Source organism: Burkholderia sp. MSMB1826, assembly GCF_001526325.1.
Classification (GTDB): Bacteria; Pseudomonadota; Gammaproteobacteria; order Burkholderiales; family Burkholderiaceae; genus Burkholderia.
The window spans coordinates 48007-66341 of record NZ_LOYN01000046.1 but is presented as its reverse complement, the minus strand read 5'-3'; the positions used below and the strand labels follow the sequence as shown (position 1 = coordinate 66341).

Here is an 18335-nt window from a genome sequence, read left to right as displayed (position 1 = left end):
ACGTCGTGTGTCCGGGCTTCGTGCGCACGCCGCTGGTCGACAAGCAGATTCCGGAGCAGGCGAAGGAGCTCGGCATCAGCGAAGAGGAAGTGATCAAGAAGGTGATGCTCGGCAACACGGTCGACGGTGTGTTCACGACGGTGCAGGACGTCGCGCAGACGGTGCTGTTCCTGTCGGCATTCCCGAGCGCCGCGCTTACGGGCCAGTCGGTGGTCGTCAGCCACGGCTGGTTCATGCAGTAACGCGGGGGCGGGCGGTGTGGCGGCCCGCCGCGCTGAACGGCACAACAAAAAAACGCGCTCCACGGAGCGCGTTTTTCATGTCGGCAGGGCGGGGCCGGTGGCGGCTGCCGCCCGGCACCGCTTTACTTCAGGACCGCTGCGACCGCATTGGCGACCGCGTCGAGGTTGCGCGTGTTCAGCGCGGCGACGCAGATCCGGCCCGTGCTGACCGCATAGATGCCGAACTCGTCACGCAGGCGATCGACTTGTGCCGAGGTCAGGCCCGAATACGAGAACATCCCGCGCTGCGCGTTGATGAAGCTGAAATCGCGATCGACGCCGCTCGCCTTCAGGCGCTCGACGAGACCGTTGCGCATCGCGCGGATGCGGTCGCGCATTTCGCCGAGTTCCTGCACCCACGAAGCGTGCAGTTCCGGCGACGCGAGCACCGCTGCGACCACCGCGCCGCCGTGGGTCGGCGGGTTCGAGTAGTTCGTGCGGATCACGCGCTTCAGTTGCGACAGCACGCGCGTGGCTTCTTCCTTGCTCGACGTGATGATCGACAGCGCGCCGACGCGCTCGCCGTACAGAGAGAACGACTTCGAGAACGACGACGACACGAACGCGTTCAGGTCGGCCGCGGCAAACAGGCGCACGGCAGCGGCATCGGCTTCGATGTTCTCGCCGAAGCCCTGGTAGGCCATGTCGAGGAACGGCACGAGGTTGCGTGCCTTCACGACGTCGACGACCTGCTGCCACTGCGCTTCGGTCAGGTCCACGCCGGTCGGGTTGTGGCAGCACGCATGCAGCACGACGACCGTGCCGGCCGCGTAGCTGTTCAGCGCCGACAGCATGCCTTCGAAGTTCACGCCGTTGGTGGCCGCGTCGTAATACGGGTACGCGACGACTTCGAAGCCGGCCGCTTCGAACAGCGCGCGGTGGTTTTCCCAGCTCGGATCGCTGATCGCGACCTTCACGTTCGGATTCACGGTGCGCAGGAAATCGGCGCCGATCTTCAGCGCGCCCGTGCCGCCCAGTGCCTGGGCCGTGACCACGCGGCCCGCCGCGATCAGCGGCGAGTCGTTGCCGAGCAGCAGCTTCTGCACGGCCGCATCGTAGGCGGCGATCCCGTCGATCGGCAGGTAGCCGCGCGGCAGGCCGGCCTCGACCCGCGCCTTCTCCGCGTCGCGAACCGCGCGCAGCAGCGGAATCTTGCCGTCTTCGTTCGTGTACACGCCGACGCCGAGGTTGACCTTGGTCGGACGCGCGTCGGCGTTGAAGGCTTCGTTCAGGCCCAGGATCGGGTCGCGGGGAGCAAGCTGGACAGCGGAGAAGAGCGACATGATGATTCGGCAGTAGTGAAAAGAGGGTCAGGCTTTCAGCCGGCGGGGCGGGCGCAGTGCAGCGCGCCAACGGCGCGACGCCGGAAAGCGCAGCAGCCTGACATTGTAGCGAATTCGCGCTGGCGGGGGCGGCGATTCCATCGCGATCGGGGCGGCGAATCGTGAATTCGGGCGGCCGTCGCGCGTCAGGAGCCGACAGCAGTTCGCGCGGCCGCGAAGCGCTAGAATGCTTTCTTTGCCCTTGCTCCGGCCGCATTCCATGTCCGAACATCATGCCGAAGTCGGCGACGCGCTCGACGAATCCAAATTCGTCACTTTCGAAGGGTCGCCGTTCCAGCTTTACCAGCCCTATCCGCCCGCGGGCGATCAGCCGACCGCGATCGACACGCTCGTCGAAGGCGTCGGCGACGGCCTTGCCTTCCAGACGCTGCTCGGCGTGACCGGTTCGGGCAAGACCTTCACGATGGCCAACACGATCGCGCGGCTCGGCCGCCCGGCGATCGTGTTCGCGCCGAACAAGACGCTCGCGGCCCAGCTTTACGCGGAATTCCGCGAGTTCTTCCCGCGCAACGCGGTCGAGTATTTCGTCTCGTACTACGACTACTACCAGCCTGAAGCCTACGTGCCGCAGCGCGACCTGTTCATCGAGAAGGACTCGTCGATCAACGAGCACATCGAGCAGATGCGGCTGTCGGCGACGAAGAGCCTGATGGAGCGTCGCGACGTGGTGATCGTCGCGACGGTGTCGGCGATCTACGGTATCGGCAATCCGTCCGAATACCACCAGATGATCCTCACGCTGCGCACCGGCGACAAGCTTGGCCAGCGCGACGTGATCGCGCGGCTGATCGCGATGCAATACACGCGCAACGAGCAGGATTTCCAGCGCGGCACGTTCCGCGTGCGCGGCGACACGATCGACATCTTCCCGGCCGAACACGCGGAAATGGCCGTGCGCGTCGAACTGTTCGACGACGAGGTCGAGACGCTGCACCTGTTCGACCCGCTGACCGGGCGCGTCCGGCAGAAGATTCCGCGTTTCACCGTGTATCCGTCGTCGCATTACGTGACGCCGCGCGACACCGTGATGCGCGCGGTCGAGACGATCAAGGACGAATTGCGCGAACGGCTCGAGTTCTTCCATCGCGAGGGCAAGCTCGTCGAGGCGCAGCGCCTCGAGCAGCGCACGCGCTTCGATCTCGAGATGCTGCAGGAACTCGGCTTCTGCAAGGGCATCGAGAACTATTCGCGGCATTTCTCGGGCGCGGCGCCCGGCGATCCGCCGCCGACGCTCGTCGACTACCTGCCGCCCGATGCGCTGATGCTGCTCGACGAATCGCACGTGCTGATCGGCCAGCTGAACGGCATGTACAACGGCGACCGCGCGCGCAAGGAAAACCTCGTCAATTACGGCTTTCGCCTGCCGTCGGCGCTCGACAACCGGCCGCTGAAGTTCCACGAGTTCGAGCGCAAGATGCGCCAGGTCGTGTTCGTGTCGGCCACGCCGGCCGATTACGAGAAGCGCGTGACGGGGCAGATCGCCGAGCAGGTCGTGCGACCGACGGGCCTCGTCGATCCGGAAATCGAAGTGCGGCCGGCGAGCTCGCAGGTCGACGACGTGCTGACCGAAATCAACGCGCGCGTGAAGGCCGGCGAGCGCGTGCTGATCACCGTGCTGACGAAACGCATGGCCGAACAGCTGACCGAGTTCCTGGCCGACCATGGCGTCAAGGTGCGTTATCTGCACAGCGACATCGATACGGTCGAGCGCGTGGAGATCATCCGCGATCTGCGGCTCGGCACGTTCGACGTGCTGGTCGGGATCAACCTGCTGCGCGAGGGCCTCGACATTCCCGAAGTGTCGCTCGTCGCGATCCTCGACGCGGACAAGGAAGGCTTCCTGCGCGCCGAGCGCTCGCTGATCCAGACGATCGGCCGTGCCGCGCGGAACGTGAACGGCAAGGCGATTCTCTACGCGGACAACATGACCGAGTCGATGAAGCGTGCGATCGACGAAACCGAGCGGCGCCGCGCGAAGCAGATCGCCTACAACGAAAAGATGGGCATCACGCCGCGCGGCGTCGTGAAGCGCATCAAGGACATCATCGACGGCGTCTACAACGCCGACGACGCGCGTGCGGAGCTGAAGGAGGCGCAGCAGCGCGCGAAATTCGAGGACATGTCGGAAAAGCAGCTCGCGAAGGAAATCAAGCGTCTCGAGAAGCAGATGGCCGACTACGCGAAGAACCTCGAATTCGAGAAGGCCGCCGCAACCCGCGACCAGCTTGCCGTGCTGCGCGAACGCGTGTTCGGCGCGAACGTCGGCGACCACATCAGCGGCGGCCGGTAAATCTTTCCAAGCGTCACCGAATCCTTTTGGTAAAGCGCCTGTAAGCCTTGTCGGATCAGGGGTTTACGGCGCGCTCCGTTTGTTCCGAAACGGGTTCGGTGCTAAACTCCTCATGTATTGAGAATAGTTCGCATTAACGTTCTTCGTCGCGTTAGTGTTTCCAGCGGGCGGCCCGGCGGCGGCTCGCATGTCGTCAAGATAGTCAGACAAATAACAAGGAGTGTCCATGTTGGGTTCTTCGTTCATCCGCACGACGGTTGCGGTAGCGGCGGCGCTGGCCGCGATGTCGGCCTCGGCGGCCGAGTATCCGATCGGCAAGCAGCAGATCCAGGGCGGCATGGAAATCGGTGCGGTGTATCTGCAGCCGATCACGATGGACCCGGAAGGCATGATGCGCAAGGCGTCGGATTCCGACATCCACCTCGAGGCCGACATCCATGCGGTCAAGAACAACCCGACCGGTTTCGCGGAAGGCGACTGGATGCCGTACCTGCAGGTCACGTACAAGCTGACGAAGCAGGGCGACCCGAAGTGGAAGGCCGAGGGCGACCTGATGGGCATGGTCGCGAGCGACGGCCCGCACTACGGCGACAACGTGAAGCTCGCCGGCCCGGGCAAGTATCACCTGACGATGGTCGTCAAGCCGCCGATGCAGTCGGGTCACATGGCATTCGGTCGTCACGTCGACAAGGAAACGGGCGTGGGCCCGTGGTTCAAGCCCATCACGCTCGAGTACGACTTCCCGTTCGCCGGTATCGGCAAGAAGGGCGGTTACTGATCGGTGGCATGACGAACGGCGCGCTTCGGCGCGCCGTCGGCGTAGAGAACCCAGAATGAAAATTCCCCAGAAAATCGTTGCCGCAGCCGCTGCGCTGTGGCTTGCCGGCGCGGCGCATGCGGCCGATCTGCCGACGTTCAAGCTCGAGATGACGGACGGCAAGCTGAATCCCGCACGCATCGAAGTGCCGGCCGGCCAGCGTTTCAAGATCGAGATCAGGAACACCGGCAAGGGCGCCGCCGAATTCGAGAGCGTGCAGTTGCGCAAGGAGAAGGTGCTCGCGCCGGGCGCCGATTCGTTCGTGGTCGTCGCCCCGCTGTCGCCGGGCGAATACAAGTTTTTCGACGATTTTCACCAGCAGGCGCAGGGCGTGATCGTCGCGAAGTAACGCGTTTTATCTGCGCGCGGGCGTCCAGTCCCTTGCCCCGCGCGTCAGGAGGTATCGATGGGTCAGATCTTGTTCATCGTCTGGCGGGAGAGCGTCGAAGCGCTGCTCGTCGTCGGCATTCTCTATGCATGGCTGAAAAACGGCGACGACGATGCGCGCCGCGGCCTGCCTTTCCTCTGGGCCGGCGTCGGCGTCGGCCTGCTGATGGCCGTCGGCCTCGGCGCCGCGCTGGTCGGGTTCACCGAGGTGTTGTCCGGCGATGCGCAGGACTATTTCCAGACGGCGATGGTGCTGATCGCATGCGTGCTGATCGTGCAGATGGTGCTGTGGATGCGCCGGCACGGCCGCACGCTGAAGCGCGACATGGAGCAGTCGCTGCAGCAAAGCACGCGCGATTCGAACTGGTGGGGCGTCGCCGTGCTGGTCGCGCTCGCGATCGCGCGCGAAGGCAGCGAGACGGTGATCTTCCTGTACGGCCTCGGTTTCGGCCAGTCGGGCCACGTCGACGGCAGCCAGATGCTCGCGGTCGTGATCGGTCTCGGCCTCGCGTTCCTCACGTTCTATCTGCTGCAGCTCGGCGGCAAGTATTTTTCGTGGCGGCATTTCTTCCGCGTCACCGAGGTGATGCTGCTGTTTCTCGGCGCGGGCCTGTTCCAGACCGGCGTCGACAAGCTGATCGACAAGGAAATCCTGCCGCTCGGCATCTCGCAGGTGTGGGATACGTCCGCGATCCTCGATGATTCGGGCACGTTCGGTTCGCTCGTCGCGACGCTGACCGGCTATCGTGCGCACCCGGCGCTGACCAACCTGGTGGCGTATGCGGTGTACTGGGCGGTCGTCTGGCTGCTGATGAAGCGCGCGAGCCGCCGTCCGGCCGTTGCAGCGGGTCGCGCGGCATGAGCGTCGTCGCCGCCGTCAAGCCGGGCTGGCTCGCGCAGGCCGGCCAGTGGATGCAGCGCCACGGTGCGCTGATCCGCGGTATCCAGTGGATCGTCGTTGCCGTCTACGCGTTCCTGATCATCGTGCCGGCGGTGTTGCCGCTGCCGGACGATTCCGCGCACCTGTGGAACAACCTCACGCTCATCGCGCAGTTCGCGTTCTGGGGCATCTGGTGGCCGTTCGTGCTGCTGTCGATGGTGATGCTCGGCCGCGTCTGGTGCGGTGTGCTGTGCCCGGAGGGCGCGCTCACCGAATACGCGAGCAAGTTCGGCCGCGGCGGCCCGATTCCGCGCTGGATCCGGTGGGGCGGCTGGCCGTTCGTCGCGTTCGGCATCACGACGATCTACGGGCAGATGGTGAGCGTGTACCAGTACCCGCTCGCGGTGCTGTTCGTGCTCGGCGGCTCGACCGTCGGCGCGATCGTGATCGGCGTGCTGTACGGCCGCGAGAAACGCGTGTGGTGCAAGTACCTGTGTCCGGTCAACGGCGTGTTCGGGCTGCTCGCACGGCTTGCGCCGATGCGCTACAAGGTCGACGAGGATGCATGGCGCCGTTCGTACAAGAACGGCGAGCACGGCCATCGCGTGATTCCGATCAACTGCGCGCCGCTCGTGCCGTTGCGCAACATGAAGGGCGCGGCGGCCTGCCATATGTGCGGTCGCTGCAGCGGGCACCGCGACGCGATTTCGCTGTCGCTGCGTTCGCCGTCCGACGAAGTCGTGAACCTCGGTGCGGAACAGGCCAACCCGTGGGACACCGCGCTGATCCTGTACGGCCTGCTCGGCGTGGCGATCGGCGCGTTCCACTGGACCGTCAGCCCCTGGTTCGTGCAGATCAAGCAATGGCTCGCGGGCTGGCTGATCGACCGCGACATCACGTGGCCGCTCGAGACCAATGCGCCGTGGTTCCTGCTCACGCACTACCCGGACCGCAACGACGTGTTCTCGTGGCTCGATGGCGGGCTGGTCGTCAGCTACATCGTCGGCACGGGCCTCGTGTACGGCACGGCGCTGCTGGCGTTGCTGGCCGGCGCGACGCTGATGCTCGGCCGCTTCGATCGCGTGCGCCTGCATCATCTCGCACAGGCGCTGATCCCGATCGCGGGTGCGGGCGTGTTCCTCGGGCTGTCGGCCACGACGCTGTCGTTGCTGCGCGCCGAGCATGTGCCGCTCGGCTGGGCATCCGATGTGCGTATCGCGATTCTGGTCGGCGCCAACGTGTGGAGTGCGTGGCTCGCGTGGAAGGTAACGGGGCGCTATGCGGCGTGGCCGCGCCGGCTCGCGGCATTCGCGTGGTTCGCCGTCGGGCTGGCCGTCGTCGACAGCGCATGGTGGTTGATGTTCTGGGGGTTCTGACGCGGCGCGCATGCCGCTCTCGCTGTCGCGCATCGACGGCAGCAACGACACCCGGGCAACGCGCTGCGCGCATTGTCTGCTCAAACAAAAAAGCGACACGTCCTTCGACGTGTCGCTTTTTTTCTTCCTTGTGCGAGAACCAAAAAAGTGGCTTGGCTTGCTGCAACGGCTGCTTGAGTGTGTTTGCACGAAGGGGTCTAGATCTCGCGTGCAAGCCGTTACGCTGGCTACTGCCCAACACCTCTCAGGGAGGTGGTCCCCACAATACTCGGTCGTTACTTCGTCAGGATCAGTTTGCCGAGCCGCGTGGCGCGCAACTGATAAGTCTCTCCGTTATGCGCGATGCTGACGTGGCTTTGGCCTTGCAGCAGCGCATCGCTGTTGACGACCCGCGTGCCTGCATCGCGGTTGCCGGCGGGTTTCGTCGGCGTGGTGACCGCTGCCGTCTTCTGGCGGCTGCTGGCTGCGGTGCCGGTGGTGCGGCGCAGGGTCAGCGTGGTCGGGCGCATGGTGTCGGTCATTCGGTTTGAGCGGTGACTGTCGATACGATGGAATGAATTCTAAATGATAACCATTCCCATTTACAAAAACTCTTTATCAATTGAGATGTCAGTTCTGATAGCTTGAATCAAGAAAGGCGGCCCGCAGGCCGCCACGGGGATTCAGTGCAGCGGATCGGGATCCTTGCGACCCTGCGCGTATTCGCGGATCAGGCGAACGGTATCGATATCCGACGTGCGGTACGCCTCCTTGACGATCCCGTGCGTCTGTCGCGCTTCTTCGCTGTCGTCCGTGACCGTCAGCGTCGTGCGGTACTCGAAACGCAGGAACAGCTCGTTGTCGTCGCGCTCCTCGATCGTCATCGTCAATGAGCCGCCGATCTCGCCGTCGGCCGCACGGATGTCGTAGCGGACCTGCTGGTTCGGCGTGAACGTCACGTGGTCGCGCACGGTCGCGTGGCCGTAATGCAGTTCGCGTTCGAGCGTCGTGTCCGTCCGTTCGTGGATGACGCAGCTGTCGAGACCGATCACGAACAGCTGCGGCTGTTCCGCGCGCAGCACGAGGCCTTCCCAGAGCTGGTCGCGGGTGAGGGCCGGCACGGCCGGATCGTCGGAGTTGATCTGGATCAGATGTTCGAAGTTCAAGGGCAGGAGTTCCTTCTGGTGGCGGGTCGCCACATGCATGATTCAAGCACTCATTGTGACGCAAAACCACGGGCTTCGCGGCACCTGCGCCTCACCGGCTCACGCACCGATGCGGCCCATGCGGCCGGTCTGGTAATCGACGACGGCCTGCCGGATCTCTTCCTCGGTATTCATCACGAACGGGCCGTAACGGACGATCGGCTCGTTGAGCGGCACGCCGCCGATCAGCAGCAGGTCGAGCGACGTATCGCCGGCAGCGAACGTGACAGCGTCGCCGTCGTCGCCGTAGACGATCATGCGCCGTGCGTCGACAGCCTGCCGGTCGGGCCCGTAGAGGCCCGTTCCGTCGATCGGATAGGCGAACACGCGGTAACCGGCCGGCACGGGCTGCGTGACCGTTGCGCCGGGCGCCAGCGTGAAGTGCTGATAGAGGATCGGCGTGCGCGTCTCGATCGCGGCCTGTACGCCGAACGCTTCGCCGGCGATAACGCGCACGTGCGCGCGGCCGTCCGGCGACGTCGCGGTCGGAATGCGGGCAGCCGGGATCTCCTGGTAACGCGGCGCGATCATTTTGTCGCGGCGCGGCAGGTTGACCCACAGCTGGAAGCCGTGGGAGCGCCCGCCTGCCTGAGCGAACGCCGGGTCCGGCATCTCGCTGTGCACGACGCCGGCGCCGGCCGTCATCCACTGCACGTCGCCGGGGCCGAGTGTGCCGGCATGGCCGGACGAGTCGCGATGACGGAAACGTCCGTCGAGCGCGTAGGTCACGGTTTCGAAGCCGCGATGCGGATGATCGGGCGCGCCGACGGCTTCGCCGGGGGCGTAGTCGACGGGCCCCATTTCGTCGAGCAGCAGGAACGGATCGAAATCCATCAGCAGCCGCGTCGGAAACGGGCGGTGAACCACGAAACCGCCGCCTTCGATGGTGCGAAGCGCGGGGTAGGTGCGATCAAGCGAGCGAGCGGTGGTCATGGGAAGCCCTCGACATCATCGGAATAGCGTTATTTTTGAAACATGGCGCTATTATATGGGGCGTTTTACCGCGCGATTCGCGGCGGTTCGCAATGGATTGTTCTGAAATTGGAACGATGAGATGAATATCGATGCACATAACCTGAACGACCTGATGTACTTTTCGCAGGTCGTCGAACATGGCGGCTTCTCGGCCGCCGAGCGCGTGCTGGGCATCTCGAAATCGCGGCTGTCGCGGCGCCTGACCGAGCTCGAGGCGGCGCTCGGCGTGCGCCTGCTGCAGCGTTCGACGCGCAAGCTCGCACTGACCGAGGCGGGCGAGCTGTTCTACCAGCATTGCCAGGCGATGCTCGCCGAAGCGAGGGCCGCGATGAATGCGGTGCAGCAGTTGCGCGCGTCGCCGCGCGGCTCGGTGCGCGTCAGCGTGCCGGTGACGCTGTCGCAGACGATGCTGTCGCGCATCCTGCCCGAATTCCTGCGCCGCTATCCCGAGGTGAAAGTGCATGTGCGCGTGACGAATCGCGTGATCGACCTGTTCGAGGATTCGATCGACGTCGCGTTGCGCGTGCGCTCGGAGCCGCCGCAGAACGCCAACATCGTCGTGCGGCCGCTGTGGCGCACCGAGCAGATGCTGGTCGGCGCGCCGAGCCTGCTGAGCCAGAATGCGCCGCCGCTGGCGCCGGACGACCTGACCGGCTTCGAGACGCTCGATACGCCGAGCGTCGACGGCCGGCACGTATTCAATCTGATCGCGCCGGACGGAACGCGCCACGTGCACGAGCACGATCCGCGGCTCGTGACGGCCGACCTGATGACGATCCGCGAAGCCGTGCTCGATGGCCTCGGCATCGCGGCGCTGCCGGAGATGATGTACGGCAACGCGCTACGCGCGGGGCAACTGTCGCCGGTGATGCCCGGCTGGACGCTGCCGGTGCCGCAGCTGTATGCGGTGTTTGTATCGCGACAGGGGATGCCGCCGGCGGTACGTGCGTTCGTCGATTACCTGGTCGAGAAGCTCGACCATGGCGCGTACAAGGAGCCGGGTTGCCCCGAGCGCGCGAAGAAGGAAGCGGCGGCCGATGTTTCGGCGACCTGAACACGGCGCCCACGACGACGCAAATTTGTTTTGTCATTGAAGCGTCGCCTGCAATCGCAAGTTTCAATCGCCGGAACCTTGAATGCGCGGACGGGCGGGCCTATATTGAAATCCCATTTCGTGAAGGAAGTTCTGAGCGAAATCAGGTGGCCGCATATATTGTGAGCCAGATAGGGCAGAACGCGCAGTCCGTGCAGACCACGGCAGAGTCGCATTTGCGTTGCTCGAGGCGCAACCGATACCGCCGAAGAGCCCGCCGCCCGAAGGCGCCCGCGTGCGCATGAAAAAAGGCCTTCATCTGGCGATGAAGGCCTTTTACTTTGGGGACGCCCGGTTGGGGACGCCCGGTTAGGGACGCCCGGTTAGGGACGCCCGGCTAGGTGCGCCAGTTACTACCGGCGGCGGGACGTGTGCACGTTACTTCGCTTTTGCGCCGGGCTCCGTCACGAAGCCGAGCTTCGTCAAGCCGCCTGCCTGCGCATCCGACATCACTTCCGCGACGTGCTCGTACGCCACCTTGCGGTCCGCGCGCAGGTGCAATTCCGGCTGCGGCGTGCGTTTCGCGGCTTCCGCGATGCGTGCCTGCAGTTGTTCGCGCGTGACCGTGTGGTCGTCCCACAGGATCGTGCCGTCGCCCTGGATCGCGACGTCGACGGTCTGCGGCTTTTCGTCGACGGGCTGGCTGCTGGCGTGCGGCAGGTCGATCTTCACCGCATGCTGCATCGCCGGGATCGTCACGAGAAAAATGATCAGGAGTACGAGCATGACGTCGACGAGCGGCGTCATGTTGATCTCGCTCATCACGGCATCGTCGTCATCGTCGCTGAAACCGGTGTTCATGGCCATGGATCACCTCGTCTCAGCTGGCGGCGCGCGATGCGAGACGCAGGCCGTCGCGCGTCGACGACGACGCGAGGCTCGCGCCCGTCACGAAGTACGCGTGCAGGCCGTGCGCGAAGCGGCGCAGCTTGCTGACGACTCCCTTGTTCGCGCGGGTCAGTGCGTTGTAGCCGAGCACGGCGGGAATCGCGACGAACAGGCCGAAGGCCGTCATGATCAGCGATTCGCCGACCGGGCCCGCGACCTGGTCGATCGACGTCTGGCCGGTGGCGCCGATCGCGAGCAGCGCGTGGTAGATCCCCCAGACCGTGCCGAACAGGCCGACGAACGGCGCCGTGCTGCCGACCGATGCGAGGATCGCGAGGCCGCTCTGCATGCGCGAAATGCCTTCGTCCATCGTGTCCTTCAGGCAGCGCGTGACCCAGTCCGATACGTCCATGCGATCGTGCAGGTGCGGCTGCGTCTGATGGTGGTGGTCGGCGGCTTCCTTGCCCGACAGCGCGAGCGCGAGGAACGGGTTGTCGTTCGGCGTCGAGGCGGCGAGACCGAGCTTCTTGATGCCGTCGTCGAAATTGTCGGAATGCCAGAATGCCTGTTCGGCGTTCTTCGTGAGGCGATTCAGGCGGATCACGTTCCAGCCTTTGACGATGATCACGATCCACGACAGGACCGACATCACGAGCAGCGTGATCGCAATCGCGCGTGTGACGAAATCACCTTGCGCCCAGACGTGCGCGATACCGTAGCTTTGCATTTTTGTTTCCTTTGAATCTTCCGGATGAGGCAGGTTAGTCGGTGAGCCCGAAGCTGTAGGGCTGCGTGCGGGCGGCGCGGATCGCCTGGCCGTTCTCGACATACGGACGGCAGGTGGTCGAGCGCATCGCGTCGAGGGCGGCATCGTCGAGGCGCGGATAGCCGCTGCTCTTTTGCAGATCGATGCTTTCGATCTTGCCGGTCACGCCGACGACGAAATGAACATAGGCGGTGCCCGATTCGCCGCGGCGGCGCGACATCGACGGATAGTCGGGTTTCACGAAGTTGCATTGGAGCGTCGGCACGTTCTTCGGTGCGCTGACCTGCATCGTTTCGCGCGCCGGGGCCGGCGTGGCGGCCGGTGCCGCGGGAGCGGGCGCGGCCGGAGCCGGTGTCGGATCGGCGGCGGGAGCGGGGACGGGCGACGGGGCCGGCGACGGCGCAACCGGTTGCGGGGTCGGCTTCGCCGCTTTCTGCACCGGCTTCGGCTCGACCTTCGGCTTCACGCGCGGCACGGGCTTCGGCGGCGCGGGCTGCGGGATCGACTCGGCCGCGACCTGCTGCGCGATCGGTGCTGGCGTGATGAGCTGCGCGGTGATCGTCTGGACCTCGACCGATTTCGGCGGCGGCGCGTTGCGATGGAGCCACGCGGCCGTGAGCATGATCGCGTGTGCGGCAAGCACACCGACCGCGACGACGATCACTCGGGAATTCATACGTGGTGCAGCCGGCATGGCGCCGGCAGGAGCGAGATGCGAAGCCTGCATGTTAGCTTGAAAGAACGACGCCGCACCCGGGGCGCGGCGGGTGAATCGGCATCACTTGCGGAAGATCAGCAGCGAGATGCAAACGGTGGTTACGAATCCGATCAGCAATTCCATCACAGGCTCCTTGGCAGGTAAGCCGTTGGCTCGCGCAGACGGTGGCTTGCTGACGGTCACAACAAAAAATGCGGCCTGGCCGCATGCGCACGCTCGGTGTCGCTCAGGCCGCCTTGCGGTCGTAGAACGTGACCGGGATCGGATGCGCATGATGCTCGACGCCGCACCGGCTCGCGCAGACGCCTTGCTCGGCCATGAGGTCGCGTACGGACTCCTCGCACTTGCCGCAGCACGTGGCCACGCCGAGCTCGAACTGGAGTTCATCGAAAGAGTTCACGCCCTCGGCGAGGGACGCGCGAATCTTGCGATCGGAAACAGACTTGCACACGCAGACGATCATGATGAGTTGCGATAGCTAACGTTAATGCGAATTATTATCATTAATTTTGCAGGCGTTGACAAGCCTGGGTCGGCTTTTTTTAAAACCATCGGACCCTTGAAGCGGCGGGTGTGGCGAAGCAGGGAAGAGCGGACCTGCCGGCCCGCGTCAGGCGGTCGCGCAGGCGTGCGCGTTCGGCGAAGAAATGGTGACGGATTCGACCGGCACATCGAGGCCGAGCAGCGTCGACGCGAGCGCGCGCAGTTGCAGGCCGTCGCTCGTCGAACAGAAGCGCGGCGGCGCGGCGTGCGTGCCGGCCGGCACGCGCAGCCCGCGTTCGTCGAGCACCCGCGCGAGCTGGCGCGCGATGGCATCGCTCGTGTCGACGATCGTCAGGCGCTCGCCCACAAGGTTACGAATCGTTTCCGTGAAGAACGGATAGTGCGTGCAGCCGAGTACCAGCGTATCGGCGCCGTCGTCGAGCATCGGGTGGATGTAACGCTCGAGCAGCGCGCGCAACGCGGGGGAGTTCGTGTCGCCGCGTTCGATCGCCTCGACGAGCCCGTGGCCGGGTTGGCAGATGAAGCGACGGCCCGCGCCGTAGCGGTCGAGCAGCGCCTGGAAGCGCGGGCTGTTCAACGTGGATTGCGTGGCGAGCACGCCCGCGACGCCGGTCGCGGACAGCGCGGCGGCCGGCTTGATGCCGGGCTCGACGCCGACGAGCGGGATCGACAGGCGTTCGCGGATGGCCGCGATCGCCCGTGCCGTTGCCGTGTTGCACGCGATGACGAGCGCTTTCGCGCCTTCGCGGGCGAGCCACTCGCCGATCGCCAGCGTGCGTTCCGTGATGAATGCCTCGTCGCGCGGGCCATACGGCGCGTGGTGCGAGTCGGCGACGTAGACGAACGATTCGTCGGGCAGATGCGCGCGCGCGGCGCGCAGCACCGACAGGCCGCCGAGCCCCGAGTCGAAGATACCGACAGGGGCGGTGGCGTGCGGAGCGGTAGCGGCGGACGGGTTCGTCATCGTCGGGCGGGCGGCGGGCTGGCGGGTGGCGCGATTACTCGGCCGAACCCATCATCGTTTGCTGATAGTTCTGCAGGCCGACCTTGCCGATCAGGTCGATCTGCGTTTCGAGCCAGTCGATGTGCTCTTCGGTATCGTCGAGAATCTTCTCGAAGATCTCGCGCGACACGTAGTCGCGCACCGATTCGCAGTAGGCGATCGCTTCCTTGCAGGTGGACTGCGAGATCTGCTCGAGCTTCAGGTCGCACTTCAGGATCTCTTCGGTTTCCTCGCCGACGAGCAGCTTGTGCAGGTCCTGCAGGTTCGGCAGGCCGTCGAGCATGAACACGCGCTCGATCAGCCAGTCGGCGTGTTTCATTTCGCCGATCGATTCGTCGTATTCGTGCTTGCCGAGTTTGTCGAGGCCCCAGTGCTTGTACATGCGCGCATGCAGGAAGTACTGGTTGATCGCCGTGAGTTCATTCTTCAGTTGGGCGTTCAGATATTCGATGACTTTCTTGTCGCCTTGCATGGCTGTTCCTTGTTCAGTGGGGCTTCAGAAACCGAACGATAATCGCTCGAACGAGAAAAGCCAAGCCTCGAAGCCTTGTCGGGCCTGCCTTTTGCGTGTAATGAGAATCAGCCTCGAACAACCGGCCGCGCACAATAATGAGAATGAGAAGTAAAAAGGCCGGACGTCCGTCCGGCCTTTCGTTCGATCGCGCTTAAGCGGCAGCGACCGGGATCTTGCCGATCTTCGCCTGCCATTCCTTCGGACCCGTCTGGTGCACCGACGTGCCCGACGAATCGACCGCCACCGTCACCGGCATGTCCTGCACGTCGAACTCGTAGATCGCTTCCATGCCGAGGTCTTCGAACGCGAGCACCTTCGCGCCGCGGATCGCCTTCGACACGAGGTAGGCCGCGCCGCCGACCGCCATCAGGTAGGCCGCCTTGTGCTTCTTGATCGCATCGATCGCGACCGGCCCGCGCTCGGCCTTGCCGACCATCGAGATCAGACCCGTCTGAGCGAGCATCGTCTCGGTGAACTTGTCCATGCGCGTGGCCGTCGTGGGGCCGGCCGGGCCGACCACTTCGTCGCGCACCGGATCGACCGGGCCGACGTAGTAGATCACGCGGTTCGTGAAGTCGACCGGCAGCTTCTCGCCCTTCGCGAGCATGTCGGCGATGCGCTTGTGCGCGGCGTCGCGGCCGGTGAGCATCTTGCCCGACAGCAGCAGCGTCTGGCCCGGCGTCCAGCTCGCGACTTCTTCCGGCGTCAGCGTGTTCAGGTCGACGCGCTTGCTGGTTTCGGTGTTCGGTTCCCACTGTACCTTCGGCCAGGCGTCGAGCGACGGCGCTTCGAGCTTGGCCGGGCCCGACCCGTCGAGCACGAAGTGCGCGTGGCGCGTGGCCGCGCAGTTCGGAATCAGCGCGACCGGCTTCGAGGCCGCGTGCGTCGGCGCCGCCATGATCTTCACGTCGAGCACGGTCGCGAGGCCGCCGAGGCCCTGCGCGCCGATGCCGAGCGCGTTGACCTTCTCGTGCAGCTCGACGCGCAGTTCCTCGACCCAGTCCTTCGGGCCGCGCGCGATGATTTCCTGGATGTCGATCGGCTCCATCAGCGATTCCTTCGCCATCAGCATCGCCTTCTCGGCGGTGCCGCCGATGCCGATCCCGAGCATGCCGGGCGGGCACCAGCCGGCGCCCATCGTCGGGACCGTCTTCAGCACCCAGTCGACGATCGAGTCGGACGGGTTCAGCATCACGAACTTCGACTTGTTCTCCGAGCCGCCGCCCTTCGCCGCGACCTGCACGTCGACCTTGTCGCCCGGCACGATCTCGTAGTGGATCACGGCCGGCGTGTTGTCCTTCGTGTTCTTGCGGGCGCCTTCCGGCGGATTGACGATCGACGCGCGCAGCACGTTGTCCGGGTGCGTGTAACCGCGGCGCACGCCTTCGTTGATCATGTCGGTGAGGCCCATCGTCGCGCCGTCCCAGCGCACGTCCATGCCGACCTTCACGAAAATCGTCACGATGCCGGTGTCCTGGCAGATCGGACGCTTGCCTTCCGCGCACATGCGGCTGTTCGTGAGGATCTGCGCGATCGCGTCCTTCGCGGCCGGGCTCTCTTCCAGCTCGTACGCGCGGCCGAGGGCCTGGATGTAGTCGAGCGGGTGGTAGTAGCTGATGTACTGCAGCGAATCCGCAATGCTCTGGATCAGGTCTTCCTGTTTGATGACGGTCATGGCTGAGACTCTGTGGGGACAGTGGGGAAGGGTTGGCCGACGGTTCAGGCCGCCGGTCGGGACGCCGCTGGCGCATGCGTCTCGTGGAAATGGGCCGGATGCGTGTGCGTCGTCAGGCGATCGACCCACGCCATCACGAGCGCCGACACGAGGAACGACACGTGGATGATCACCTGCCACATGATCGCGTGCGTCGTGTGCTGGTCGGGGTTGATGAAGGTCTTCAGCAGGTGGATCGACGAAATGCTGATCAGCGCCATCGACAGCTTGACCTTCAGCACGCCCGCGTTCACGTGGTCGAGCCATTCGGGCTCGTCGGGATGGCCCTCGATGCCGAGGCGCGACACGAACGTTTCATACCCGCCGACGATCACCATGATCAGCAGGTTCGAGATCATCACGACGTCGATCAGGCCGAGCACCGCGAGCATCACGCTGATTTCGTCGAGGCCCGTCGCATGCGACAGCAGGTGCCAGACTTCTTTCAGGAACAGGAACACGTAGACGGCCTGCGCGACGATCAGGCCGAGGTAAAGCGGAACCTGGAGCCAGCGGCTCATGAAAATCAGCGCGGGAAGCGGACGAAGCGGGCGACGGCCAAGGCGGCCGGGCGAATGCGGGGCGGACATGTCGGAGTACGGGCGCGGGGCGCAGGTATCGGGGGTAATCTTGAAAAGGCGCGCTATTGTAACGCGTCGGCCGGCGCGGCTGCAGCGACGCGCCGGTACTGCGAGGGACGGATCACGAGGCGGCGGCCGGCACGTTTTTCACACGCAGGCTGGCGAGCACGATGCCGGTGACGACGCATGCGAGCGCGATGCCGTGCGCGAGCGTCGGGCGCTCGCCGAGGAACGCGATGCCGTACGCGGCCGCGGCGATCGGCAGCACCGCGCTGAACACGCCGGCCAGGCTGCCCGGCACGTGCCGGATGCCCTTCATCCACAGCCAGAACGAGAAGATGCTGGCCGACAGGCCGTACCAGACGACGAGCGCCCAGGTGCCGGCCGGCACGCTCGCGTAATCGAAGCGCCACAGCGCCGTCGCGCCGAGCGGCAGCATCAGGAACAGGCCGAACAGGTGCGTATAGGCGCAGATGTCGATCGGTGCGAGCGTTTGCGTGAGCCGGCGCGACAGGATCACGTAGATCGATTCGCAGCACACCGCGCCGAGGATCAGCAGGTTGCCGGTCAGCGAACCGGACGCGTCGCTGTGCGCACCGTGCCCGGCCGCGCCGCCGTTGGCGAGGTTGATCGTCACGACGCCGGCGATCGCGAGCGCGATCGACACGAGCGCACGGCCGTTCGGCTTTTCACGCAGGATCAACCACGCGAACAGCGCGACGATCGCCGGGATCGTGCTCGTGATGACGCCCGCGGCCACCGCGCTCGTGCGCTGCACGCCGTTGAGCATCAGCAGCGTGAACATGAAGGTGCCGAAGAAGGCCTGCAGGAACAGGTTCAGCCATTCGCCGCGCTTGACCGCGCGCATCTTCACGGGCCTGAACAGCGGCCACAGCACGGCGATCGCGATCACGAAGCGCAGCGTGGCGAGGATGGCGACGGGGACGAATGCAACGATGGATTTACCGATACCGACGTTGCTGCCGACGAACAGCATCGACAGGATGAGAAAGAGGGCGTAGCGATTCAAGCTGGAATCCGAAAGGCGAGTTCAGTTAGGATTGTAGGGTCGCGGTTGTAA

General features: G+C 65.1%; 19 protein-coding genes and 1 pseudogene. 7 read left to right on the top strand and 13 right to left on the bottom strand.

Annotated elements, in window-relative coordinates; all coding sequences use genetic code 11:
• Positions 1–242, top strand: a pseudogene (locus tag WS95_RS26580) (3-hydroxybutyrate dehydrogenase); the annotation flags it as partial.
• A gap of 122 nt (positions 243–364) precedes the next feature.
• On the opposite strand, the gene WS95_RS26575 reads toward WS95_RS26580, so the two are convergent.
• On the bottom strand, positions 365–1564 hold the full coding sequence (locus WS95_RS26575; protein ID WP_034207825.1) for an amino acid aminotransferase: 1200 nt from the start codon (positions 1562–1564) through the stop codon (positions 365–367).
• A 259-nt stretch (positions 1565–1823) separates the two neighbouring features.
• On the opposite strand from WS95_RS26575, the gene uvrB reads away from it, so the two are divergent.
• The 5 genes from uvrB (at position 1824) to WS95_RS26550 (ending at position 7374) form a co-directional block, all read left to right on the top strand.
• On the top strand, positions 1824–3914 hold the full coding sequence (gene uvrB / locus WS95_RS26570) for an excinuclease ABC subunit UvrB (RefSeq protein WP_034207824.1): 2091 nt from the start codon (positions 1824–1826) through the stop codon (positions 3912–3914).
• Positions 3915–4140: 226 nt separating this feature from the next.
• Entirely contained in the window at positions 4141–4692 is a 552-nt protein-coding gene (locus WS95_RS26565; RefSeq protein ID WP_059782052.1) for an iron transporter, read from the top strand.
• Positions 4693–4747: 55 nt separating this feature from the next.
• The gene (locus tag WS95_RS26560; protein ID WP_006478303.1) at positions 4748–5080 is read left to right on the top strand and encodes a cupredoxin domain-containing protein; all 333 of its coding nucleotides are present in this window, start codon (positions 4748–4750) and stop codon (positions 5078–5080) included.
• A gap of 57 nt (positions 5081–5137) precedes the next feature.
• A complete protein-coding gene (locus WS95_RS26555; protein WP_027784952.1) occupies positions 5138–5980 on the top strand; it encodes an FTR1 family iron permease in 843 nt (280 codons plus the stop codon).
• The gene (locus WS95_RS26550) at positions 5977–7374 is read left to right on the top strand and encodes a 4Fe-4S binding protein (RefSeq protein ID WP_059782054.1); all 1398 of its coding nucleotides are present in this window, start codon (positions 5977–5979) and stop codon (positions 7372–7374) included. The genes WS95_RS26555 and WS95_RS26550 overlap by 4 nt, the downstream gene beginning before the upstream one ends.
• 275 nt (positions 7375–7649) lie before the next feature.
• Here the strand turns inward: WS95_RS26550 and hemP are convergent, their stop codons facing one another.
• The 3 genes from hemP to WS95_RS26535 form a co-directional block, all read right to left on the bottom strand.
• The gene (hemP, locus tag WS95_RS26545) at positions 7650–7895 is read right to left on the bottom strand and encodes a hemin uptake protein HemP (RefSeq protein WP_059782058.1); all 246 of its coding nucleotides are present in this window, start codon (positions 7893–7895) and stop codon (positions 7650–7652) included.
• Positions 7896–8036: 141 nt separating this feature from the next.
• The gene (locus tag WS95_RS26540; RefSeq protein WP_059504035.1) at positions 8037–8519 is read right to left on the bottom strand and encodes an SRPBCC family protein; all 483 of its coding nucleotides are present in this window, start codon (positions 8517–8519) and stop codon (positions 8037–8039) included.
• Positions 8520–8618: 99 nt separating this feature from the next.
• Positions 8619–9491, bottom strand: coding sequence for a pirin family protein (locus WS95_RS26535; protein ID WP_059827023.1), 873 nt, complete (start codon positions 9489–9491; stop codon positions 8619–8621).
• A gap of 121 nt (positions 9492–9612) precedes the next feature.
• Here WS95_RS26535 and WS95_RS26530 point away from each other — a divergent pair, with 121 nt between their 5' ends.
• Complete coding sequence (locus WS95_RS26530; RefSeq protein WP_027784947.1) at positions 9613–10587, top strand: LysR substrate-binding domain-containing protein; 975 nt, start codon at positions 9613–9615, stop codon at positions 10585–10587.
• A gap of 417 nt (positions 10588–11004) precedes the next feature.
• On the opposite strand, the gene WS95_RS26525 is transcribed toward WS95_RS26530, so the two are convergent.
• From WS95_RS26525 to WS95_RS26485, 9 genes are all read right to left on the bottom strand, one after another.
• Complete coding sequence (locus WS95_RS26525) at positions 11005–11433, bottom strand: ExbD/TolR family protein (RefSeq protein WP_006478310.1); 429 nt, start codon at positions 11431–11433, stop codon at positions 11005–11007.
• Between the two features lie 13 nt (positions 11434–11446).
• A complete protein-coding gene (locus tag WS95_RS26520; RefSeq protein WP_059827021.1) occupies positions 11447–12181 on the bottom strand; it encodes a MotA/TolQ/ExbB proton channel family protein in 735 nt (244 codons plus the stop codon).
• 34 nt (positions 12182–12215) lie between these two features.
• Positions 12216–12947, bottom strand: a complete 732-nt coding sequence (locus WS95_RS26515; RefSeq protein WP_059782061.1) for an energy transducer TonB — start codon at positions 12945–12947, stop codon at positions 12216–12218.
• A gap of 217 nt (positions 12948–13164) precedes the next feature.
• Positions 13165–13401, bottom strand: a complete 237-nt coding sequence (locus tag WS95_RS26510) for a (2Fe-2S)-binding protein (protein ID WP_006482749.1) — start codon at positions 13399–13401, stop codon at positions 13165–13167.
• 147 nt (positions 13402–13548) lie between these two features.
• Positions 13549–14406, bottom strand: a complete 858-nt coding sequence (gene murI, locus WS95_RS26505; protein WP_059827019.1) for a glutamate racemase — start codon at positions 14404–14406, stop codon at positions 13549–13551.
• A gap of 34 nt (positions 14407–14440) precedes the next feature.
• Positions 14441–14917 (bottom strand): bacterioferritin, encoded by a 477-nt coding sequence (gene bfr / locus WS95_RS26500; protein ID WP_006478315.1) that lies wholly within the window; start codon positions 14915–14917, stop codon positions 14441–14443.
• A 193-nt stretch (positions 14918–15110) separates the two neighbouring features.
• Positions 15111–16634, bottom strand: coding sequence for a fumarate hydratase (locus tag WS95_RS26495; RefSeq protein WP_034183495.1), 1524 nt, complete (start codon positions 16632–16634; stop codon positions 15111–15113).
• 44 nt (positions 16635–16678) lie between these two features.
• Positions 16679–17263 carry a TIGR00645 family protein gene (locus WS95_RS26490; RefSeq protein ID WP_059827017.1) on the bottom strand — a complete coding sequence of 195 codons (585 nt, stop codon included), beginning with the start codon at positions 17261–17263 and terminating at the stop codon, positions 16679–16681.
• A gap of 112 nt (positions 17264–17375) precedes the next feature.
• On the bottom strand, positions 17376–18284 hold the full coding sequence (locus tag WS95_RS26485) for a DMT family transporter (RefSeq protein ID WP_059827015.1): 909 nt from the start codon (positions 18282–18284) through the stop codon (positions 17376–17378).
• Between the last annotated feature and the right edge of the window lie 51 nt (positions 18285–18335).